This is a genomic window from Leptospira terpstrae serovar Hualin str. LT 11-33 = ATCC 700639 (assembly GCF_000332495.1).
Taxonomy (GTDB): domain Bacteria; phylum Spirochaetota; class Leptospiria; order Leptospirales; family Leptospiraceae; genus Leptospira_A; species Leptospira_A terpstrae.
On record NZ_AOGW02000002.1, the window covers coordinates 58,930 to 77,278 of the forward strand.

An 18,349-nucleotide genomic window follows, 5' to 3' on the forward strand; every position below is an offset into this window, starting at 1 on the left:
CCTTTCTTTAAGTTTGTTGTTTTTCCCTCCGACTGATGAGGAGCTGCGAAATCGTTTGCTCCTCGGTCACATATTTCCTCTTTAAATACGAAAGTGCATTGTTGATAAAACGAGGCACTTTTTTTTCCGCATCAAGTAAATCCATCTTCGTTAACATTAATTCATCGATGGTTGCGAGAGCCAAATTTCTTTGGCTCTGGTGTAATTCAAAATCATCCTCATCTTCTACTATCATGTTTTTTCTTGGAAACGGTTTGCCGCCTCAACTCCCCTTTCTTCGTTCACAAACAAGTTTATGAGTAGTGATAGAAAATAAAAGAAGGCAACCACAAGGAATGCATTCCGAAGGGTTACGAGTGTTTGGATGTATCCAAAAAGAAAGAGACCGGCTGCCGCAGCAATTTTTCCTGAAAGTCCCCACATTCCAAAAAATTCTCCGGATTTGGATTCAGGACTAAAGATACCCACAAGAGCTCTAGAAGCAGACTGAGTAGATCCGAGTCCCATTCCCGCAAGTGATGAAATAAAAACAAATACCCACTGCACAGTCCAAGATTTACCGAGAGTGGCGTTGGCAAAGTTTGTAATGTCGTATACAAAGTAAATTAAGGCACAAGTGACCAACCAGAGAACAAGCGTAAGGTTAAAAGTTTTTTTCGCACCAATACTATCTTGGATGACTCCAAAAGCTAGAGCACCCACAGCAGCAAAAATTTGAATGAAGATAAACATGGCTTGTTTGTGTTCGGCTTCAATATGAATTTCTTGTGATCCATAAATGAAAGCAAAAGAAATCACAATGGCAAGAGCTGCCATAGTAAAAAACAATGAAACCAAATAAATCATTAAGTCTTTGAAGTGGCTTGCATCCTTTAAGGTTTGAATCACACGGTCCTTTCCAATCTTAAAATAATTTACATGATGGGAAACACCTAGCGGAAGATGAGGTTCTTTCAAAAAAAGAAATGTAGGGATTGCAGCGATTAAAAAGAAAATAGCAGTGTAAGGCCCCACTAACTTTAAGTTTTGAAAATTGTCTAAGGTATAATCCCCGAGGGTAGTAGCTAGGGCCACAGATCCAATCCCACCGAAGTAACCAATCCCCCAAGCATAACCTGAAATTTTACCTAGGTCCTCTTTAGAACCAAGAAAGGGCAAAAAGCTGGAAGCAAAGTTTTCTCCTGAAGCAAAGAAAAAATTGGAAAGGGCAACAAGAACCATCCCAAGCCAAACCATTCCTGGTTCTACGTAGTAGAGTAAAAAGGTAGCGATGACACAACCTACATAACTAAGAAAAAGAAAGAGTTTTTTCTTGGAGCTATAGTCCGTAATGGCACCAAATATAGGACCCGTGGCGACAACAAACAAATAGGAGGCAGCAAGAGCCCAAGCCCAAAGGGAATTTCCCATTCGGTACGGATTGTCCGAGGCCATATCTGCCGGGACAACAAGTCTTGTAAAAATCTCACAATAAACAACACTGATGATGACGGTGGTGTAGGAGGAGTTCGCAAAATCGAACATACACCATCCAAAAATTTCACGGTTTTTTTTCTTTTTGGCTTCCGGGGTTCTGTCTTGGGACATAGAGGGTGTTTGAATTTTCCTTGGTTGAAAGTAATTAAAGAGTTTCCCTCCCTTTCGTAAATCTGTCAAATGAATAGTTCAGGTATGGATCCTTTCGATTTAAATTCCCTCATGAGACCCAAGCGGGTCTGTTTATGTCGAATGGTGACTGAAGATGAATTAGTCCGTGCCATCCATGCGGGCGCCGTGACAATGGAACAAATCAGAGAAACCACAAGGGCCTCTACCGGCTGCGGCACCTGCTCCATGCAGGTGTACCACATCCTCCAGCGCGAATTGCAGAATCTCTCACGGAGGAAAATTTCATGAAATTATCGATCAATATGGCCATGACCTTGGACGGAAAGGTCGTTCGACCGGATGGTCGTTGGTATGGCCTTACTTCCAGCGAGGACAAAACCCAAATGGATGTCTACCGTTCGCAATCCGATGCGATCCTTGTAGGAAAAAACTCTATATTAAACGACAATCCTATCGTTAAAATCCGAGCCATACCCAATGCCCTAAACCCAAGGCCAGTCATTTTGGTTCGCAAAGGAACCCTGCCTCCAGACAAACATGTCTTTGAAGAATCCGACCATATCCCTCTCATCATTTGTACAAAATCGAATCTTAAAGAAATCAAAACCAGTCTCGAAAACAAAGCCGAAATTTTTGCATTGGATTCTGATGACATCGATCCCAAAAAAGTTACGGGGATTCTAAAACGAAAAGGATACAAAAATGTTCTTTTGGAAGGTGGGCCCAAACTCAATTTTTCCTTTTTAGAAGCAGACCTTGTGGATCGAATCTATGTCACGGTAGTTCCTTTTATCATCGGAAAAACCGGACTTGCGGGCATTGCCGATCGTAATTCTGAACTTCCAGGTTTTGATAAAAACAGTTGGACCCTCAAAGACCATTTTGCCAAAGGAAACGAAATTTTCCTCGTTTATGAAAAAGGCTAATTTTTTTTAAAATTAGGATTGACGGGTTCCATCAGCATCAAATAGTTTGATATTAAACTATTTAGCAATAAGAGGTTCTATGTTTTACAAATTACTCGCAACAAACAAAGACATTACACTCACCATCCTCCGTGTCACTCTCGGAGTTGTCATTCTTCCCCACGGAGCTCAAAAAGTTCTAGGTGCATTCGGTGGATACGGATTCGAAGGAACTATGGGTTTCTTTACAGGACAATTGGGCATTCCGTACATCTTAGCACTTCTTGCGATCATCGCTGAATTTTTTGGAGCTATTGGTCTAATCCTTGGACTATTGACTAGAGTTGCTGCTTTTGGAATTTTTGCAACGATGGTAGGAGCTACTCTACTCGTTCATTTGCCAAACGGATTCTTTGCTGACAAAGGTGGTTACGAATACCAACTTTTAACTTTTGGTTTGGCAATCCCACTGATCATTAAAGGTGCTGGTTCGTTTTCACTTGATGATATCATTGCCCATAAAATAGAAGGATAATCATCTATAAAATCTTGACTAAGACTATCTAATAGTGTTAGCCAAACTTTGACCTCTCTGATTCCTTGTCTTAAACCAACGATAAGGAATCGGAGATGCACTCAATCAACCTATCTACTCTCCAGTCACTACTACCAGAAGCAAAATTTCAAAATACAAATAGTATTGATTCTGTTTCTTTTACTGGACTCACCTCACTTTCATTAGCTTCTACAAACGAAATTTCTTTTGTAGCATCCAAAACATTTGTAAATGAAGCAAAAGCTTCTAAAGCACGCCTTCTCGTTGTTTCTGAAGATATGGTAGACTCTCTTTCTGAAAAAGCTTTAATCATTGTACCCAAAGTAGAACTGGCTACGGCAAAAATCATACGTCAGTTTTTTCCAGAAAAACAACCTACAGGAAAACATAGTACGCAAGTTGCAATTGATCCTACTGCAAAAATTGGATCCAATACAGACATCGGACATTTTGTAACTATTGGTAAGGATTCTGTCATTGGTAATGACTGTATCATTGAAGATGGAGTAAAAATTGGAGACCGTGTTCATATTGGCGATGGTTCTCGAATTGGAAAAAACTGTGTTTTCTTTGATGATACGATTGTAGGAAAACGTTTTATCGTATTTGGTAATTCTAGTTTCGGTGGCGATGGGTTTGGTTTTGTTTTTGCAGAAGGAAAACACAACAAAATTCCCCAAGTTGGTCGTGTTGTGATTGGTGACGATGTAGAAGTCGGAAGCAATTGTACCATTGACCGCGGTGCTCTTACGGATACAACAGTCGGGAACGGATGTAAATTTGATAATATGGTTCATATTGCTCACAACTGTAAGGTAGGAGATCATGTCATCATTGCAGGTCAATCTGGTTTGGCTGGAAGTGTCACACTAGGAAACTATGTAATCATTGGTGGTGCTTGTGCTATTAGTGACCATATAACACTCGTTGAAGGAACCATCATTGCAGGTGGGTCTAGCCTCCGAACTTCTCCAAAAACAAAAGATGTTTATGTGGGCTGGGACTTAGGTCTTACTTTCCCAGAGTTCCAAAAGTATCGAGTGAATATCAAAAACATTGTGAACTTAAACAAATGGCTCAAACGCATTGAAAACATTGAAAAAAAAGTGGGAATCGAAACGAAAGAATCTTAAATCAAATTTTGGATTCATTCATCCTTTTCATTTAAGAAACCGAATCAACATACAGTTGGATTCGGTTTTGGATTTCTTTTCGAATAGAAGGATCAGGAAAAAGAATTGGATTTCCTTCCGGATCGGTCCAAAAAAATTTCCCTTCATCCGTTTTCCTAAGACTCAAATAAAAAATGGGGGAAGGGTTTCTCCGGTTCCCTTCCAAACCACCTAACCTAAGTGTCACGGAACCCATATCTGATACTACCCATTCGAAAATTTTCCCCATTTGTTCCGTTTTCCATCGGATAGGAAATGTAGGAAGCTCTATTGTTTCCAATTGATCCTCGGATTGAGTTTCTAAGTTTTCTTTAGAATGTACATTGGAACTTTCTTCTTTGGAACTCTTTTGTACCCCTACCTTTGGATATTCTGCAAGTAACCAATGAAAGACACGAAGTGATTCCTCTTTTAAAAATGGTAAATCGTTTAAATCAAGTGAATTCATATTGGGACTAAGGTTGGGAACCTTGGTTCACTGAACCTGCATTTTTTTGAGATTTCGTATCTGTTGTGGATGTAATGGGAGACTTTGCCTTTAATTGCAACTTCGCTTGGTCCCAAAACAAATCTAGCTCTTCCAAAGAATGGTCTTTCAAAGTTTTTCCTGTTTGTGTTACCAAGTCTTCTACGATTCGAAATCTAGATTCAAACTTTTCATTGGCCCTACGTAAACAAGTTTCTGGATCAATTGAAAGTTTGCGGGATAAATTGACTAACAAGAAGAACAAATCACCTAACTCATCTTCTACTCTTTCGTTATAAGGTAGTTTTTTAGTATTTAAAGAACCTTGGGACTTTAGTTCTGTATCCAATTCTTTTATTTCTTCCTGAAACTTTTCGAATACTCCGGAAACGGTAGGCCAATCAAATCCTTGTTTGGTGACTTTGCTTTGTATTTTTTCGGAACGTTGAATTGCGGGGAGTGCTTTCGGAATTGCGGTAAGAATACTTTTATCGGAATCTATTTTCCCTTTGTTTTCTTTTTCCTTTTGTTTTAGTTCTTCCCACTGGGTAAGTACCTGTTCCCCAGAATCTATTCCCGATTGGTTTCCATAAACATGAGGATGGCGAAAAACTAATTTTTGGAATACATCATTGGCGACATCTTGGAAATCGAAGGCACCCCGTTCCTTGGCGAGTTGGCTATGAAATGTAATTTGGAAAAGTAAATCTCCTAGTTCTTCTTTTAGATGGTTGTCATCACCCCGCTCGATGGTATCTACCACTTCGTAGGTTTCTTCTAGTAAATGAGGAATGACAGAAAGATGGGTCTGTTCTTTGTCCCAAGGACAACCCTCAGGGCTACGTAGATCCGCTGTCAGTGCAAGTAAGTTTTCCAAGGGAGAATCAAAATTAGGAGGGTTCACTGATTGTATTTTTCCCGAACCTTGCGGGAAGCAAACGGAAATTTTATCTTGCGAAAGCCCCCCCCCTTTACGAGTCTATCCCTATGTTCCAATCCCGTGTCTCCGTTGCCATCCTCATGGTGATCGCTACTGTCATCAGCCGTATCTTACCACACCCACCGAATTTTACGCCCATTTTGGCTGTTTCTTTGTTTTCGGGTGCCTATTTGACAGACAGACGACTTGCTCTTTTCGTTCCTATTTTGGCGATGTTAGTTTCCGATTTTTTTATTGGATTTCATGACCTCATGCCAGTTGTGTATGGATTTATGATTTTGGCAGTTCTCTTTGGAAAACAAATTGGATCTTCACTTACCAAATCCTTTGGGTATACGGTAGTTGGATCGGTTGTCTTCTTTGTTCTCACTAACTTTGCCGTTTGGGCGACGAGCGGAATGTATCCATTGGATGGAACTGGCCTTGTGACTTGTTTTACACTAGCCATTCCATTTTTTCAAAATTCGATTGCTGGTGACTTAGTGTATTCTGGAATCCTTTTCGGATCTATGGCCCTACTCAATAGAACCGTGTTTGTTACCGCAAAACAAAGCGCCTAAACAAAGTTAATCATTATTTACAACTCTTGAAACATTCGGTGGACACGGGTCTTAGGACCATCTGCCGAATTCTTTATCTTCTCCACAATCCGCAAACGATCTAAAAGCCCCATTCGATTAGCAATTTGAATTCCAAGCCCTGGCCTTGCATTCATTTCCAAAAGAAGTGGCCCTCTTGTTTCATCGAGTACGATATCTACACCTAAATATCCGAGTCCAGACATATCGTAACACCGAGATGCCATTTCTAAAATAGTTTCCCAATGAGGTAATACACGCCCACTTAATGTCTGTTTTGTGTCTGGGTGGAAATGAACAATTTTATCATTACAAACTGAGTGAGTGAGTTCTCCTGATCGAAGGTCGACTCCCACACCGAGGGCTCCTTGGTGGAGGTTTGCCCTTCCTCCTGATTCCTTAGTCGGCAAACGTAACATTGCCATCACTGGATAACCTAAAAATACAATCACACGTATGTCTGGTATTCCACGAAACGATATCTCTTGAAAGAAAGAGTGGCATTCCAATCGTTCTTGTAATATACAAGTATCTGAGTTCCCATCTAAAGAATAGAGACCAGATAAAATCCCTGAGATATGATGGTTAAGTTCTTTTTCTGTAAGTGTTCGTTCATCTACTTTATGGTAACGGATTAAACCATTGGTTGCCTCTGATTCACTGGCTATCACAAGGATTCCATTTCCCATACCACCGTTTGCTGGTTTCACAACAAAACCAGGCCGGTCTTGGATCAGTTCCCTAGTTTTACGAATTCCCCCGAATGTATCTACAACTCCATAATGATAAGGCATAGGAACGTTGAACTGCCTTGCGAGTTCGGCAGTTTTCCATTTATCATCAACTAACGGATAGTATTCTCTTGGATTATAAGGTAAAATGTATTCGCCGATTCGGCGGTTGATTCCAAGAACACCCTCTTCTTCAAATTTTTTGAAAAGAGAGATCACTACTTAAATATTTCCTTAAATCGAAAAAGTTCTGAAACTCTGTATCCTTTGTATTGGCCAAGCAAAATCTGAATGGCTATCACAACAAACAACAATTCGGGATGAGTAAAAAAGAGGATTTGTAAGGATCCAAAAAAGAATATCATATAACTGATTAGTGCAATGAGTAGTGTTCCCGCTAAAGTCACAAAGGAATGCATTATCCCTTCTTCAATGATCATAATCGAAAATCGTTCAATAAAAATTGTGGTGATAACAATCGGAAATAAAGTCACACTCATCTGATTAAAAAAAGATATTTCTTCATTCAAAACAGAAAATAAAATCAGCGTAATGACAGTGATGGTGAGTAAAATAGAAAGCCTAGGAACTGCCAAAAGATAATATTTATCCAAAGCATACCTTTCAAAAAAACCAAGCCCAATCATCAAAAGAAAAAAACTAATCCCAAAGAGGAGATTCGTCTCATAAAAAAACATAGCAAGTAATATAGGGGTAAATATTCCAAAGGTTGGAATCCCAATCATATTCCTGGCCACAGACAAAACCAAAGCACCGATAGGAATGAGAATCACCAAACGAAACAAATTTTGTAAAGGTGTGGGAAGGCTATACAAAGAATAATAACGTAAAAAACTATTACTTGAGGCCACTTCTTCGCTATATTCTTTAAAATTATAACGATTTACATTTGATTTAGTAATATAAGCAGTATAACGAAAAGTAGCCGGTTCTTCACCAAGGGAACGCCTCTCTTCTACAGACTTCCATAGTGGTAGATATCCACTGACACTATGTGCAAAAATGTTTTTGTAAGTAGACACAAAATACCATTTCCCATGAATTCGGATTTCATTCCAAAAACTCAGTTTTGACTTATTGTCTTTTGTGTTTTGTTTGGATAAATCAAAGCCAGCCACTGTCCGTGTTTGGATTCCCTTCATACGACAAAGCAAAGAAAATAACATGGCTTGCGTATAAGCACTGCCATTATTCAGACGAATTGTATCTGCGAGTGTAATTTCCTTGGTGGTATTTAAAACTTCTTCAGAAATAAAATAGTATATTTGTTTGGCGGAGGCAACATTGTCTTTGTCGTAGGGATGAATTTGTTCAAATAATTTTTTAGCTAAACGAATTTCTTCTGGAGAAAAGTTTTTTAAAGAAAGGTAGTATGGCTCTTTACTTGGTTGTTTTTTATTTTCTGGAACAATTTCTGGTTCCGGATTGGAATGAGAGTATGGAAGAATTTTTATTTTCGCATAATATCCGATAGATGAATTCCAATCTTCTCCTTCCCAAATCCCCAAATGACCATACTGTTTTTTCTGTAGTCGAAAATCTAGATCTTCCACTTTGGTATTAGATTTAAGAACTCTAGATTGGATGAATTGTTTTGGAATAGGAAAGGTTACTTCCGATATCGCCACATTTTCTTTTGGGAGGATGACTACTTGTAAATTAACTGTATCATCGACTTCCACAGGCAAAAGTGATAATTCTGCAACATTTAGTTTATAAAGAATTGATACAATCGGAAGAATCATCAGGATAGATACAGTAATTAAAGTTTTACGATCCAAACTAGTCCCCTAAGGCATGTGATAAAGACACATCTACCAGAAACTTACCCATTAGGAAGTTTCTGCCAATAAGTATAGGATAAGTCAGATTTGTTCTGTCATTTAAATTAATAATCACTTCTTCCTTATACTTTCCCATCTTCATCAATTCACTGATAATGATTCTATTTTCAGAAATACCGGAAGTACTAGTCACCTTTGCTTCTTTGATAAATTTACTCTTTAAACGAACCGGTTTTTCGTCGACGAAGGTATCAAATAATACAAAAACTTCACCATTTTCTGTGACTCTCTCTATATTAATCGCATGAATGGAACAGGATTTAGCACCAGTGTCTACCCTGGCTCGAAGTTTCAATTTCCAATTGGGAAATTCAACCCACTCCACTCGCCCAACAATTGGCTTTAAATATTGAGGAGGGATGACAATCGGTTTGATATGTAAATCAGGTTTTTTTTCGATGATTTGTTTGGAACCAAAACAATTCGCCAAAACCAGAATTAGAAATAATATAAATGAGTATGTGAATTTACGAAAAAATATTCGCGAATGAAATGAGGGAAGGTTCATAAAATGTCTGGAAAATCTCATACTGACTTACGTTGTTTATTTTTCACTTCATTTTGATACGCATTGAATAAATCAATGTATCTCAAATATCCTAAACATTTACCATCTTCAACAATCGCAAGTTTGTCGACATCATATTCTAAAAGAATGCGAAGAGCCTTACCCAAAGTGTCCTTTGTGCAAACAGAGGGAACATCTTGTACAATTTCTCCGCAAGTAATCAGGTTTTTTAAATCTGCTTCAAATTCCGGAAGGATTCTATTTTTTCGAAGTGATACAATTCCCTTATACTCTTCCCCTGATCCCACAAGTATAAAATCACTCGCTTGGATCCCGGGTGCATTGGACTGTAACTCCGTCAACGAGAGATGTTCGGATACCATTGCATACTTACGAAATTCAGAAAAATGATCGGTGATACGAATCCGATCCATAATGTCTTGGTTCATATCCCAATGATGGGAAGGAGACAAAAATCTATTTTTGATTTGGTTTCGGTAAATGGAAGTTCTATGAGACAAAACGACGGCAACTACAGATACAATCATAAGAGGAGGTAACAATTCATAACTTCCAATCATGTCGCAAACCATAATCATTCCTGCAATCGGTGCACGAGCTACACCGGCAAAAAAAGATCCCATTCCTACTAAAAGAAACGGAAAGATGATGATATTTAATTCCGGAAACAACACTTGAGCCATAGAGCCAACAAATGCACCTAACATACCACCAATGGCAAAAGATGGACCGAGTAATCCTCCAGAACTTCCTGAGCCAACAGTGAGTGAGGTAGAAAACACTTTAAATAATGCAACAGCTAAAAGGAAAAAAGGACCAGAAAACCCAAAACTAGTCGATTGTAAAACTTCCCCATTGATCATTCTTTGGATGAGTCCAAATCCAGAACCTAATACTTCAGGAAACAACAAAGCAATACATCCGACAATGAGTCCACCAAACGCTGGTTTTAAGTAATTTGGCAAAGGAAGTTTGGAAAATACATCTTGAACTAGATGATATACTTTCACAAAAAAATATCCAACGATATAACAAAGAAGTCCAAGCAGAATGTATAATGGTATATGCCGATAATCATTCAGACTATATTCTTGTACTGAAAATATAGAGCCACTTCCCGCAATACTTGTATATGTAAGATAAGCGGTAACCGAGGAAAGAATACAAGGAACTAGAGAATCACTTTCGATATCTTCTTGGTATACCATTTCCACCGCAGTGATGGCACCACCTAAAGGAGCACGAAAAATGGCACCGAGGCCGCCCGCAGTTCCGGCTAACATCAATGTCCTACGAGCCCGAGCTCCTGCACCGAGAAAACCTGCCAAACTGGAACCAAACCCAGCTCCAATTTGTGCGGTGGGTCCTTCCTTTCCGCCCGAACCTCCGGAACCTAACGTAAGTATAGTGGCGAGCGCTTTATAAAAAGGAACTTTGGCCTGAATTTTTCCTTCATTGAAATGGAATGCATAGATGAGTGAATCTGTTCCACCTCCTTGGGCTTCCATACAAAAGAAACTAGTGATGATTCCAACAAGGAGACCACCGATGGCAGGTAAAAAAACAATCCAAAGAGGAGAAATTGGGCCAACAGTTCCAATGGAATGGAAGTGTAAATCCCCGGAAGGAATGCCCGGATCATAACCCATTAGGTTACCGAAGGTAAAGGATTCCGTCCATGTTAAGGCCCAGTTGAAACCATAAGCTCCAAAACCAGAAAGCAGACCAATGAATAGAGAATAGACATAAATCGATCGCGGTCCCTGGATAGAAAACACACCCTTTAGACCGAAATTTGACCCCATAGGGCAAGATTGGAATTTCCTCTAAATTTCCCAAGGAAATTCTGAATCCTCTTGACCAGGGAATGAATTCCTGTGACGATTGGATGGTATGGTTCGATCTATCGTAATCCTCTTGGTATTTTCCTCAGTTTTTACCGCTTGTGGTCTTAAAAACGAAAACAAAGCGGAATTGTCTATGCTTGCCGAAGGAGAACCCGGCCTCTACTTCTTAGGGGAAGTGGATAGCGATATCACCACTAGCTGTGGGCAAGCCACGCCAGCTACTACATCAACCACAGGAACTGGGACCACAACAGGAACTACTGGGTCCACATCAACATCAAATAACACACGTTTTACGGTTATTTCCCAACTTATCTTTAAAACAAAGGAAACTCTAAACCTTCGTTTTACTTATGATAGTACACAAATCCAAGGAAAGATCGATCCGCAACAAGGGTTTGTACTTGCTGGAGGAGCATTCGGTAAAACTGTCCAAGGAACGCAAGGGACCGTAGAATGGTTTAACCAAGGGATTAATATAGATACAGCACTTCAAAGTGCACAACAAATTTCTTTCTTTAACTTGGAAATCACTTTAAACGGAACTTATAGCTCTACTACTGCATCGACTACGATTTTAAACTCATGTAATACTTTAGATAGTGTGAACTGTACATCAGGAACTTCAACAACACAATGTTTTACATCTGATAACAAAACTTGTCTCGTACAAAATACAACTACAGATGCAAAGTCTGTTATCATTCGCGGAACATTAAAGTGTAACGCTCCAAATATCGTTCCACAATAAAATCCAGCTAACGATCTTAAAGATTGTATCGGATCCTCATTTGTCTTTTTTTCCTTCCACTTTCTCTTTCGGCAGAAGGTGGTCTTGGACTTTGGCATTTAGGAACCAAACCTAATACCAAACTAACAGACCTTAACCCCAAAGACCACAACTCCCTCTTCTATTTCGGATTTACCAAAGAAAGTCACTACTACCAAATCAGTTTAGAAGAAAGTCCTTCGAGATACTTTCACTTTGAAAACGGAATGATCTCTGAACTGGATTATGAGTTAATTCAAAACGGAGAAATTGTTTCAAAAGTCCAAACAGGATTGGTGAGAAAAAAACTTCCAGAAGTTTCATTTTCAGGAGGATTTGTTTTTCCAGCAAAGGAAAAGGGTACCTACCGATTTCGAATTCGCTCTGATGATACTCATAGAGTCAACTTTCGCATCCGAGATGAATTTAGTTTATTACAATATACCAAATCGATCTCTCTTTGGCAGGGTTTCTATTTTGGACTATGTATTCTAGTTTGCCTTCTTTCTGCAACTCAATACATAATCTTAAGAGAAAGAATATATCTACTCCTGACTTTTGCGACAGTTTCCATTTTATTCACAAACGTTCTTAGATCGGGTTTATTTTATGAATATGGATTTAGTAATTGGGAGTGGTTTTATAGATACGTGCCGGGTCTTGTTTCGCTAAGTCCATTCGGACTCATTCTTTTTTTAAGAGAGTTTCTTCATACCAAACAGAAATATCCCGATGCAGACAGATATTTAATTTTCTATGCTTATTTTTTATTAACCTCCATCCTTATCGTATTCATTGATCTTCAATTATATTTCCGATTTATTTATGCTAATAGCCTAATACTCTCTACTGCGAATTTCAGTTATGCCATTTATTGTATGATAAAAAAAACTGAGAGTGCAAATGTCTTATTTTACGCATTTTTAGTCAGACAAATCAGCACAACTTTACTCATCTTTGCTAACCTTGGATACTTACCTTCTTTTCCATTTTTAAGTTCAGCCAATGAAATTGGGGCTGCGGTCCAAATGACAATATTTACGATAGCAATTTCAAAATTCCAAATCCAAAACCGTATCATAAAAGAACAAACAGTAACCAAAGAAAATGCAGAACTAGAAACTATGGTTTTAGAACGAACCAAAGAACTTCAAACTCAAAAAGAAAAACTAGAAAGTGCCCTATTGCAAATTAGTCATACGGAAAGCCAACTTGTATTTTCCGAGAAGATGTCAGAATTAGGAAAACTAGTAGCCGGTGTTGCTCATGAAATCAACAACCCTCTCAGTGCGATCAAAGCATCAATTGAAACGCTGATTGAATCAAAAAACAATGAGATCAAGAATATAGGTAATAAAGAAAACATCTACTCATCACTTAACCCGTCTGAAATCAAGACCATCAAACAAATGTTTACCTATCAATCTGATTTTGGACTTGTAGCAAGTTATACGGAACGAAAAGACAAAAAAGCAAGTCTTAAAAAAACATGCAAAGATAATGGTTTAGATATCGATGAAGGTATGCTCGAAAGATTTTTGGATGTGGGAATTACCAAGTTGTTCGATGAAGAGATCGCCCTTCTCAAATCAGGACAGGAAAAACTTTCTAATTTAATTTTTGAGGAAAAAAACTTCAAACTCCATTTATCCATAATTCAGATCGCCGTAGACCGATCTTCAAAAATCATATTAGCTCTCAAAAACTTTTCTCGTATAACAAAAGCAGAAGAGAGAAGGATCTTCACTTTACTTGAAAACATTGAAACAGTATTAACAATTTATCAATATAGAATGCGAGGGAAAGTTTCATTAAAAAAAACTTTTCTGACAGATGCAACAATCCTTGGTTGGCCGGAAGACTTAATCCGAGTATGGACCAATTTGATTTTAAATGGATTGGAAGCCATGAATCAAAAAGGAAACCTTATGATCACTACAGAAAAAAAAGGTAATCTGGTAGAGGTCAAAGTTATAGACAATGGCCCAGGAATTCCTTTAGAAATTCAGAAAAAGATTTTTGATCCTTTTTTCACCACAAAGAATCACGGAGAAGGAACAGGAATGGGACTTGGAATTACAAAATCGATCATCGAAAAACACAAAGGTAATATCTATATAGAATCAGAACCTGGCAGGACTTGTTTTTCTATCCAACTTCCAGTGATTGAATTCATTGATCCCAACGAGCCATTTATTGAAGATTATTAAGTGAGTCTATCCAACTGTTCTACAAATAACTGCCGTTCGGAGCTATTTGGAAATTGATTTAAAAAACTAAGTAAATAGTTTTTTTCAGAACTCAGCTCTTTTTGTAACATCGAAGATATTTTTTTAGATTCCATCAAGTTCAAGATATACGATTCATCAGAAGAATTTCTTTCTTCTTTTTTGAATACAGATTCTAACTTTCTTTTTTCCAAGAGACCCAGTTGGTTACGAAGAACTAATACGGGGTAAGTAAATAATCCATTTTTAAAATCTTTTAAAAATTCCTTACCACTCACATTCGAATCAACAAAGTAATCCAAACAATCATCCTTCTTTTGGAAAAGTTTTCCTAACCTAACACCAAAATCACGAACTATAGCCCTTTCTTTTTTTGATTTACCAGCAAGGATGGCACTTGCTTCCGTACATACACCGAAAAGTGAAGCTGTTTTTCCATAAATGATTGAATCATATATTTTTAAGGAAATTTTTGGATTTTTTTCCCATTCCATCTGTAACAATTCACTTACAGAAAGATCCTTTAACACTTGAGAAAAAATTTCCATTAGATCTGCATTACCAAGTGAGTTAAGTCTACTAATTCCACAAGCTAACAGATAATCACCGGCAAGAATAGCAGTTTTGTCTCCAAACAAAGAACCAATGGTTGGTTTGCCTCGTCGAATGGGAGCATTGTCTACTACGTCATCATGAAGTAAACTTGCTGCATGGATAAGCTCTGCAACACTTCCTACATCAAGCCAGTTCTTATCTTTTACATTCAGAAATTGGCAAAATAAATAATGAGAAAAAGGCCGAATCCTTTTTCCACCAGATGTGATGACATGTTTTTTTATTTTTTTAAGAACAGGAATGTCTTCTTTGATGATTCCATCTAAATTTTTATCAAACTTCGCTAAGATGGATTGGATTCGAAGATTTGATTTCATTTTTTATTCCACATGAGTGGATTTACTGTCTAGAATCTGGAGGTGATCTTTAATTATATTTTCCATCTCTTTTGTTTGGTTGTCTCTGTAGATGTGAATAAGATTTCTACACATACGTTTGATCATGGAAAGTGTGGAGGCTTTAGTGAAATATTTTGGCGAGTTGGAATATCCATTTGCTTCCAAAAACTTCTCACAAGTAAACTTATCTAACAAAACACCGCCATGAAACGGATCAATGTAGGTAAAGTAACCTTCCGATTCATATTGTAATAGAAAATGGAGTGGTAAATTGGTTCCGTAAAGTGGCAAACCCAACCTTTGGCCAACTAACAAATACACGACGGACAATGAAATTGGAATCCCCAATCTACTTTTGATTACTTGAAATAAATAAGAATTACCAGGATCGTTATAATTTTGGATATTTCCAACAAAACCTTCTTCTTGAAATAAAACCTGACAGAGGATTTGCACTTTGAGTTCATCGGTTAAATAACCAGAGTGGTCATCATACAATTCAGACACTCGAAGAGCAATACGATCCAATTCGTGTTTGATTTCGGCATAGTTTTGGTCAGGAAAACCAATACTAGATAACTGCACTGCCATCTCTTCCAAATCTTTATAATGATTAGTATTCCCGCGTAACGTGAGTTTGAAGAAGGAATGACGAAGTCTGTGACGAGTAATCTCTGATTTTAAATTACGAGCTTGCACACGAAGATAAGGATCTTTCACTTCATCCAAAGCAGATTCCAATTGGATCTGCCATGGAATGCGAGAGGCAATCAGTTTTAATAGAAATCGTTTTTTTTCAGGAGGGGCAACTTCCCAATCATACAATAAACGAGTGATATCATCCGGATAAAAGTCAGGAAAGGAAGTTTGACCCATGCAAAAACTATCTTTATAAAAACAAAAATGTCAATCGAATCTAAAAGATTATGCTAATTCTGCAAGTGCTTGCGCTTCTTGTTCTTTGTTCGGAGGTGTTCCATGCCATTTAGGATTATTCTCCATGTAAGAGACACCTTTTCCTAAAATAGTTCTAAACACAATTAGTGTTGGTCCACCGGTATGTTGTTTTGCTTTCGCAAATGCAGCAAAAATATCTTCCATATTATGTCCGTCTGCATTGATTACGTTCCAACCGAACATCTCGAACTTTTTATCCAAAGGTTCTAACTTCATCACTTCTTCTGTGTTTCCGTCAATTTGGATATAGTTACGATCCATAAAGGCAATAAGATTATCTGTTTTGAAGTGGACTGCAGATTGTGCTGCTTCCCAAGTCATTCCTTCGCCACATTCTCCGTCAGAAATACATGTATAAATTTTATATGTCTCTTTTTTCAGTTTCGCACCAAGTGCCAAACCAACAGATACAGACAATCCCTGTCCAAGAGATCCGGAACTAGATTCAATACCCTTCATATAACGAGTGGAAGGGTGGCCTTGAAGATAAGAATTGATATTACGAAACGTAAGTAAATCTTCTACGGGGAAATAACCAGAAAGTCCCATAGAAGCATAACGAACCGCACAAACATGACCATTGGAAAGTATGAGGCGATCTCTTTCAGGCCATTCAGGATTTTTGGGATCATGATTTAAAATAGAAGTATAAAGTGCCGCGTAGATATCAGCAAGTCCAAGGGGTCCACCTGGGTGACCAGAGTTGGCTGCCGTAACCATTTTGATTACTTGGATTCGGATATCTTTTGCAAATTTTTTTGCGACTTCAATTTTTTCCATGAACATTCCTTAAAGCGGTTTTGATTGAAATAAAAACAGACCGGAGATATAAACAATCGTGTACAATGGCAAAAAGATGTAATGCAATTTTACATGTAAGTTTCGTTTTCTTTTCCACCCCAAATAACCCATACACAACATAAGTATTAGGGCTATAGCTGCAAAAAAACGATGAATGTGTATAATGATTTCCGGTGCTATTGGATAAATTTGGTGCTCCGCAATGCCACCTAACAAATATTTAATGCTAAGTAAATAGACAGCTGCAGAAAGATTTGCTAAAATCCCGATGGTATTGAAGAGCCTATGTCGTTTTTGGTCAGTCTTTCGAAAGAAATACCCCAAATAAAAACCGATTATGGAAATCGTCATGAGAGAATTGACCAAAAACAGTGCCATCTCCTGTCATTCTGAAAGAATCCACCTCCGCTCAAAGAATTTTTATTTGACCTTAACGGCTTTTCACAAAAATTGGAAATGCATGCCGCCTTAGCTCAGTGGTAGAGCAGCTGTTTTGTAAACAGCCGGTCGGAGGTTCAAATCCCTCAGGCGGCTCCATGCAACTTCTTCGGGTAGGTACTCAAGTGGCCAACGAGGGCAGACTGTAAATCTGCTGGTTTTACCTTCGAAGGTTCGAATCCTTCCCTGCCCAAACAAGTCTCTACTACCACAGAAAGAAATCCCCAACTAACAACCAATTGAAGGATTCGAATAAAGGAGCTCGACTTCGACCCATAGGGAGAAGTTTCCGCACGACGCGGAAAAGAGCGACGACGGGCCCGCGCGAACGTAGCCAGGATGGCGGAGTGAAGGGTGGGCGAATCCTTCCCTGCCCAAACAAGTCTCTACTACCACAGAAAGAAATCCCCAACTAACAACCAATTGAAGGATTCGAATAAAGGAGCTCGACTTCGACCCATAGGGAGAAGTTTCCGCACGACGCGGAAAAGAGCGACGACGGGCCCGCGCGAACGTAGCCAGGATGGCGGAGTGAAGGGTGGGCGAATCCTTCCCATTTATAGATTGTTCTCCCACCTAGTGAATGTTATCAAAGGTCCAAATGAACAAAAAAGAAAGAACCTTACAGTTTCTATTTTTCCTAGTGTTTCTGATTGGCCTATCTGGTGGAATTACCAATTTGATTCGAGGTGTTTCTATCATCTTTCCTGATGGAACGTCAGTGACTCCTTATGCGGACAATGTATATCGATATTTAGCAGGGATACTTCTTGGAGCAAGTTTCATTGCTTTATGGATTGCTCTTACCATTCGCAAACAAGGTGACCTAGTTTATATCATGGGTGCTGCTGTTTTTTTGTCTGGAATGGGACGTTTGATTTCTATGGTTACTGTCGGAATGCCAACAGAAGCCAGGCTCTATATATATGTTAGTTTAGAACTCAGTTTGCCTATCGTTATGTGGATACTACAATTCTTAAGACAAAAAGATATTGTTTCTCAGTAA

General features: G+C 38.5%; 20 protein-coding genes and 2 tRNA genes. 10 read left to right on the forward strand and 12 right to left on the reverse strand.

Annotation, left to right across the window (positions count from 1 at the left end):
• Positions 1-7: 7 nt before the first annotated feature.
• A complete protein-coding gene (locus LEP1GSC203_RS00405; protein WP_002971906.1) occupies positions 8-235 on the reverse strand; it encodes a hypothetical protein in 228 nt (75 codons plus the stop codon).
• Complete coding sequence (locus LEP1GSC203_RS00410) at positions 232-1,587, reverse strand: MFS transporter (protein WP_051064128.1); 1,356 nt, start codon at positions 1,585-1,587, stop codon at positions 232-234. Before LEP1GSC203_RS00410 ends, LEP1GSC203_RS00405 begins: the two co-directional genes overlap by 4 nt.
• Positions 1,588-1,698: 111 nt before the next feature.
• Between LEP1GSC203_RS00410 and LEP1GSC203_RS19500 the strand changes: the two genes are divergently transcribed.
• The 4 genes from LEP1GSC203_RS19500 (at position 1,699) to lpxD (ending at position 4,202) form a co-directional block, all read left to right on the forward strand.
• Positions 1,699-1,896, forward strand: coding sequence for a (2Fe-2S)-binding protein (locus LEP1GSC203_RS19500; protein ID WP_265370187.1), 198 nt, complete (start codon positions 1,699-1,701; stop codon positions 1,894-1,896).
• Positions 1,893-2,534, forward strand: coding sequence for a RibD family protein (locus LEP1GSC203_RS00415; protein ID WP_002971636.1), 642 nt, complete (start codon positions 1,893-1,895; stop codon positions 2,532-2,534). Before LEP1GSC203_RS19500 ends, LEP1GSC203_RS00415 begins: the two co-directional genes overlap by 4 nt.
• 79 nt (positions 2,535-2,613) lie before the next feature.
• Positions 2,614-3,048 (forward strand): DoxX family protein, encoded by a 435-nt coding sequence (locus LEP1GSC203_RS00420; RefSeq protein ID WP_002971922.1) that lies wholly within the window; start codon positions 2,614-2,616, stop codon positions 3,046-3,048.
• A gap of 95 nt (positions 3,049-3,143) precedes the next feature.
• Positions 3,144-4,202, forward strand: coding sequence for a UDP-3-O-(3-hydroxymyristoyl)glucosamine N-acyltransferase (gene lpxD, locus LEP1GSC203_RS00425; protein WP_002971606.1), 1,059 nt, complete (start codon positions 3,144-3,146; stop codon positions 4,200-4,202).
• A gap of 31 nt (positions 4,203-4,233) precedes the next feature.
• Here the strand turns inward: lpxD and LEP1GSC203_RS00430 are convergent, their stop codons facing one another.
• The gene (locus LEP1GSC203_RS00430; RefSeq protein WP_002971720.1) at positions 4,234-4,689 is read right to left on the reverse strand and encodes an LIC_13241 domain-containing protein; all 456 of its coding nucleotides are present in this window, start codon (positions 4,687-4,689) and stop codon (positions 4,234-4,236) included.
• Positions 4,690-4,696: 7 nt separating this feature from the next.
• Positions 4,697-5,611: a nucleoside triphosphate pyrophosphohydrolase gene (gene mazG, locus LEP1GSC203_RS00435; protein WP_002971796.1), complete on the reverse strand. Its 915-nt coding sequence runs from the start codon at positions 5,609-5,611 to the stop codon at positions 4,697-4,699.
• Positions 5,612-5,694: 83 nt separating this feature from the next.
• On the opposite strand from mazG, the gene LEP1GSC203_RS00440 reads away from it, so the two are divergent.
• Positions 5,695-6,207 (forward strand): DUF6580 family putative transport protein, encoded by a 513-nt coding sequence (locus LEP1GSC203_RS00440; RefSeq protein WP_002971845.1) that lies wholly within the window; start codon positions 5,695-5,697, stop codon positions 6,205-6,207.
• Between the two features lie 17 nt (positions 6,208-6,224).
• On the opposite strand, the gene LEP1GSC203_RS00445 is transcribed toward LEP1GSC203_RS00440, so the two are convergent.
• Genes LEP1GSC203_RS00445 through LEP1GSC203_RS00460 form a run of 4 tightly spaced genes read right to left on the reverse strand, consistent with a single transcriptional unit; the run spans position 6,225 to position 11,155 of the window.
• Entirely contained in the window at positions 6,225-7,175 is a 951-nt protein-coding gene (locus LEP1GSC203_RS00445) for an alpha-L-glutamate ligase-like protein (RefSeq protein ID WP_002971732.1), read from the reverse strand.
• Complete coding sequence (locus tag LEP1GSC203_RS00450) at positions 7,175-8,758, reverse strand: 7TM domain-containing protein (RefSeq protein WP_002971771.1); 1,584 nt, start codon at positions 8,756-8,758, stop codon at positions 7,175-7,177. The genes LEP1GSC203_RS00445 and LEP1GSC203_RS00450 overlap by 1 nt, the downstream gene beginning before the upstream one ends.
• Position 8,759: 1 nt before the next feature.
• Positions 8,760-9,329, reverse strand: a complete 570-nt coding sequence (locus LEP1GSC203_RS00455; RefSeq protein WP_002971873.1) for an ATP-dependent zinc protease family protein — start codon at positions 9,327-9,329, stop codon at positions 8,760-8,762.
• 17 nt (positions 9,330-9,346) lie between these two features.
• Entirely contained in the window at positions 9,347-11,155 is a 1,809-nt protein-coding gene (locus LEP1GSC203_RS00460; RefSeq protein ID WP_039936781.1) for a chloride channel protein, read from the reverse strand.
• An 88-nt stretch (positions 11,156-11,243) separates the two neighbouring features.
• Here LEP1GSC203_RS00460 and LEP1GSC203_RS00465 point away from each other — a divergent pair, with 88 nt between their 5' ends.
• Both LEP1GSC203_RS00465 and LEP1GSC203_RS00470 read left to right on the forward strand, forming a co-directional pair.
• Positions 11,244-11,948: an LIC10920 family plasminogen-binding lipoprotein gene (locus LEP1GSC203_RS00465; RefSeq protein ID WP_039936783.1), complete on the forward strand. Its 705-nt coding sequence runs from the start codon at positions 11,244-11,246 to the stop codon at positions 11,946-11,948.
• A 23-nt stretch (positions 11,949-11,971) separates the two neighbouring features.
• Positions 11,972-14,176 carry an ATP-binding protein gene (locus tag LEP1GSC203_RS00470; RefSeq protein WP_002971816.1) on the forward strand — a complete coding sequence of 735 codons (2,205 nt, stop codon included), beginning with the start codon at positions 11,972-11,974 and terminating at the stop codon, positions 14,174-14,176.
• Here LEP1GSC203_RS00470 and LEP1GSC203_RS00475 read toward each other — a convergent pair.
• Genes LEP1GSC203_RS00475 through LEP1GSC203_RS00490 form a run of 4 tightly spaced genes read right to left on the reverse strand, consistent with a single transcriptional unit; the run spans position 14,173 to position 17,283 of the window.
• Entirely contained in the window at positions 14,173-15,126 is a 954-nt protein-coding gene (locus tag LEP1GSC203_RS00475) for a polyprenyl synthetase family protein (RefSeq protein ID WP_002971694.1), read from the reverse strand. The two genes, LEP1GSC203_RS00470 and LEP1GSC203_RS00475, sit on opposite strands and share 4 nt — an antisense overlap.
• 3 nt (positions 15,127-15,129) lie before the next feature.
• Complete coding sequence (locus LEP1GSC203_RS00480; protein ID WP_002971803.1) at positions 15,130-16,023, reverse strand: transglutaminase-like domain-containing protein; 894 nt, start codon at positions 16,021-16,023, stop codon at positions 15,130-15,132.
• 48 nt (positions 16,024-16,071) lie between these two features.
• Positions 16,072-16,884, reverse strand: coding sequence for a transketolase (locus LEP1GSC203_RS00485; RefSeq protein ID WP_002971611.1), 813 nt, complete (start codon positions 16,882-16,884; stop codon positions 16,072-16,074).
• Between the two features lie 9 nt (positions 16,885-16,893).
• A complete protein-coding gene (locus LEP1GSC203_RS00490; RefSeq protein ID WP_002971737.1) occupies positions 16,894-17,283 on the reverse strand; it encodes a hypothetical protein in 390 nt (129 codons plus the stop codon).
• A gap of 84 nt (positions 17,284-17,367) precedes the next feature.
• On the opposite strand from LEP1GSC203_RS00490, the gene LEP1GSC203_RS00495 reads away from it, so the two are divergent.
• The 3 genes from LEP1GSC203_RS00495 to LEP1GSC203_RS00505 all read left to right on the forward strand — a co-directional run bounded on the left by LEP1GSC203_RS00495 (position 17,368) and on the right by LEP1GSC203_RS00505 (position 18,349).
• Positions 17,368-17,442: transfer RNA gene (locus LEP1GSC203_RS00495), tRNA-Thr, on the forward strand.
• 12 nt (positions 17,443-17,454) lie between these two features.
• A tRNA-Tyr gene (locus LEP1GSC203_RS00500) sits at positions 17,455-17,536 on the forward strand.
• Between the two features lie 408 nt (positions 17,537-17,944).
• Positions 17,945-18,349: a DUF4345 domain-containing protein gene (locus tag LEP1GSC203_RS00505; RefSeq protein ID WP_002971567.1), complete on the forward strand. Its 405-nt coding sequence runs from the start codon at positions 17,945-17,947 to the stop codon at positions 18,347-18,349.

Bases quoted from the DNA above. Each gene is read 5' to 3' on its own strand.
- LEP1GSC203_RS00430 (WP_002971720.1), bottom strand. From the start codon at position 4,689: ATGAATTCACTTGATTTAAACGATTTACCATTTTTAAAAGAGGAATCA.
- lpxD (WP_002971606.1), top strand. From the start codon at position 3,144: ATGCACTCAATCAACCTATCTACTCTCCAGTCACTACTACCAGAAGCA.
- LEP1GSC203_RS00460 (WP_039936781.1), bottom strand. From the start codon at position 11,155: ATGGGGTCAAATTTCGGTCTAAAGGGTGTGTTTTCTATCCAGGGACCG.
- LEP1GSC203_RS00410 (WP_051064128.1), bottom strand. From the start codon at position 1,587: ATGTCCCAAGACAGAACCCCGGAAGCCAAAAAGAAAAAAAACCGTGAA.
- LEP1GSC203_RS00490 (WP_002971737.1), bottom strand. From the start codon at position 17,283: ATGGCACTGTTTTTGGTCAATTCTCTCATGACGATTTCCATAATCGGT.
- LEP1GSC203_RS00455 (WP_002971873.1), bottom strand. From the start codon at position 9,329: ATGAACCTTCCCTCATTTCATTCGCGAATATTTTTTCGTAAATTCACA.
- LEP1GSC203_RS00465 (WP_039936783.1), top strand. From the start codon at position 11,244: ATGGTTCGATCTATCGTAATCCTCTTGGTATTTTCCTCAGTTTTTACC.
- LEP1GSC203_RS00505 (WP_002971567.1), top strand. From the start codon at position 17,945: ATGAACAAAAAAGAAAGAACCTTACAGTTTCTATTTTTCCTAGTGTTT.
- LEP1GSC203_RS19500 (WP_265370187.1), top strand. From the start codon at position 1,699: ATGAGACCCAAGCGGGTCTGTTTATGTCGAATGGTGACTGAAGATGAA.
- LEP1GSC203_RS00485 (WP_002971611.1), bottom strand. From the start codon at position 16,884: ATGGAAAAAATTGAAGTCGCAAAAAAATTTGCAAAAGATATCCGAATC.
- LEP1GSC203_RS00420 (WP_002971922.1), top strand. From the start codon at position 2,614: ATGTTTTACAAATTACTCGCAACAAACAAAGACATTACACTCACCATC.
- LEP1GSC203_RS00480 (WP_002971803.1), bottom strand. From the start codon at position 16,023: ATGGGTCAAACTTCCTTTCCTGACTTTTATCCGGATGATATCACTCGT.
- LEP1GSC203_RS00440 (WP_002971845.1), top strand. From the start codon at position 5,695: ATGTTCCAATCCCGTGTCTCCGTTGCCATCCTCATGGTGATCGCTACT.
- LEP1GSC203_RS00475 (WP_002971694.1), bottom strand. From the start codon at position 15,126: ATGAAATCAAATCTTCGAATCCAATCCATCTTAGCGAAGTTTGATAAA.
- LEP1GSC203_RS00405 (WP_002971906.1), bottom strand. From the start codon at position 235: ATGATAGTAGAAGATGAGGATGATTTTGAATTACACCAGAGCCAAAGA.
- LEP1GSC203_RS00415 (WP_002971636.1), top strand. From the start codon at position 1,893: ATGAAATTATCGATCAATATGGCCATGACCTTGGACGGAAAGGTCGTT.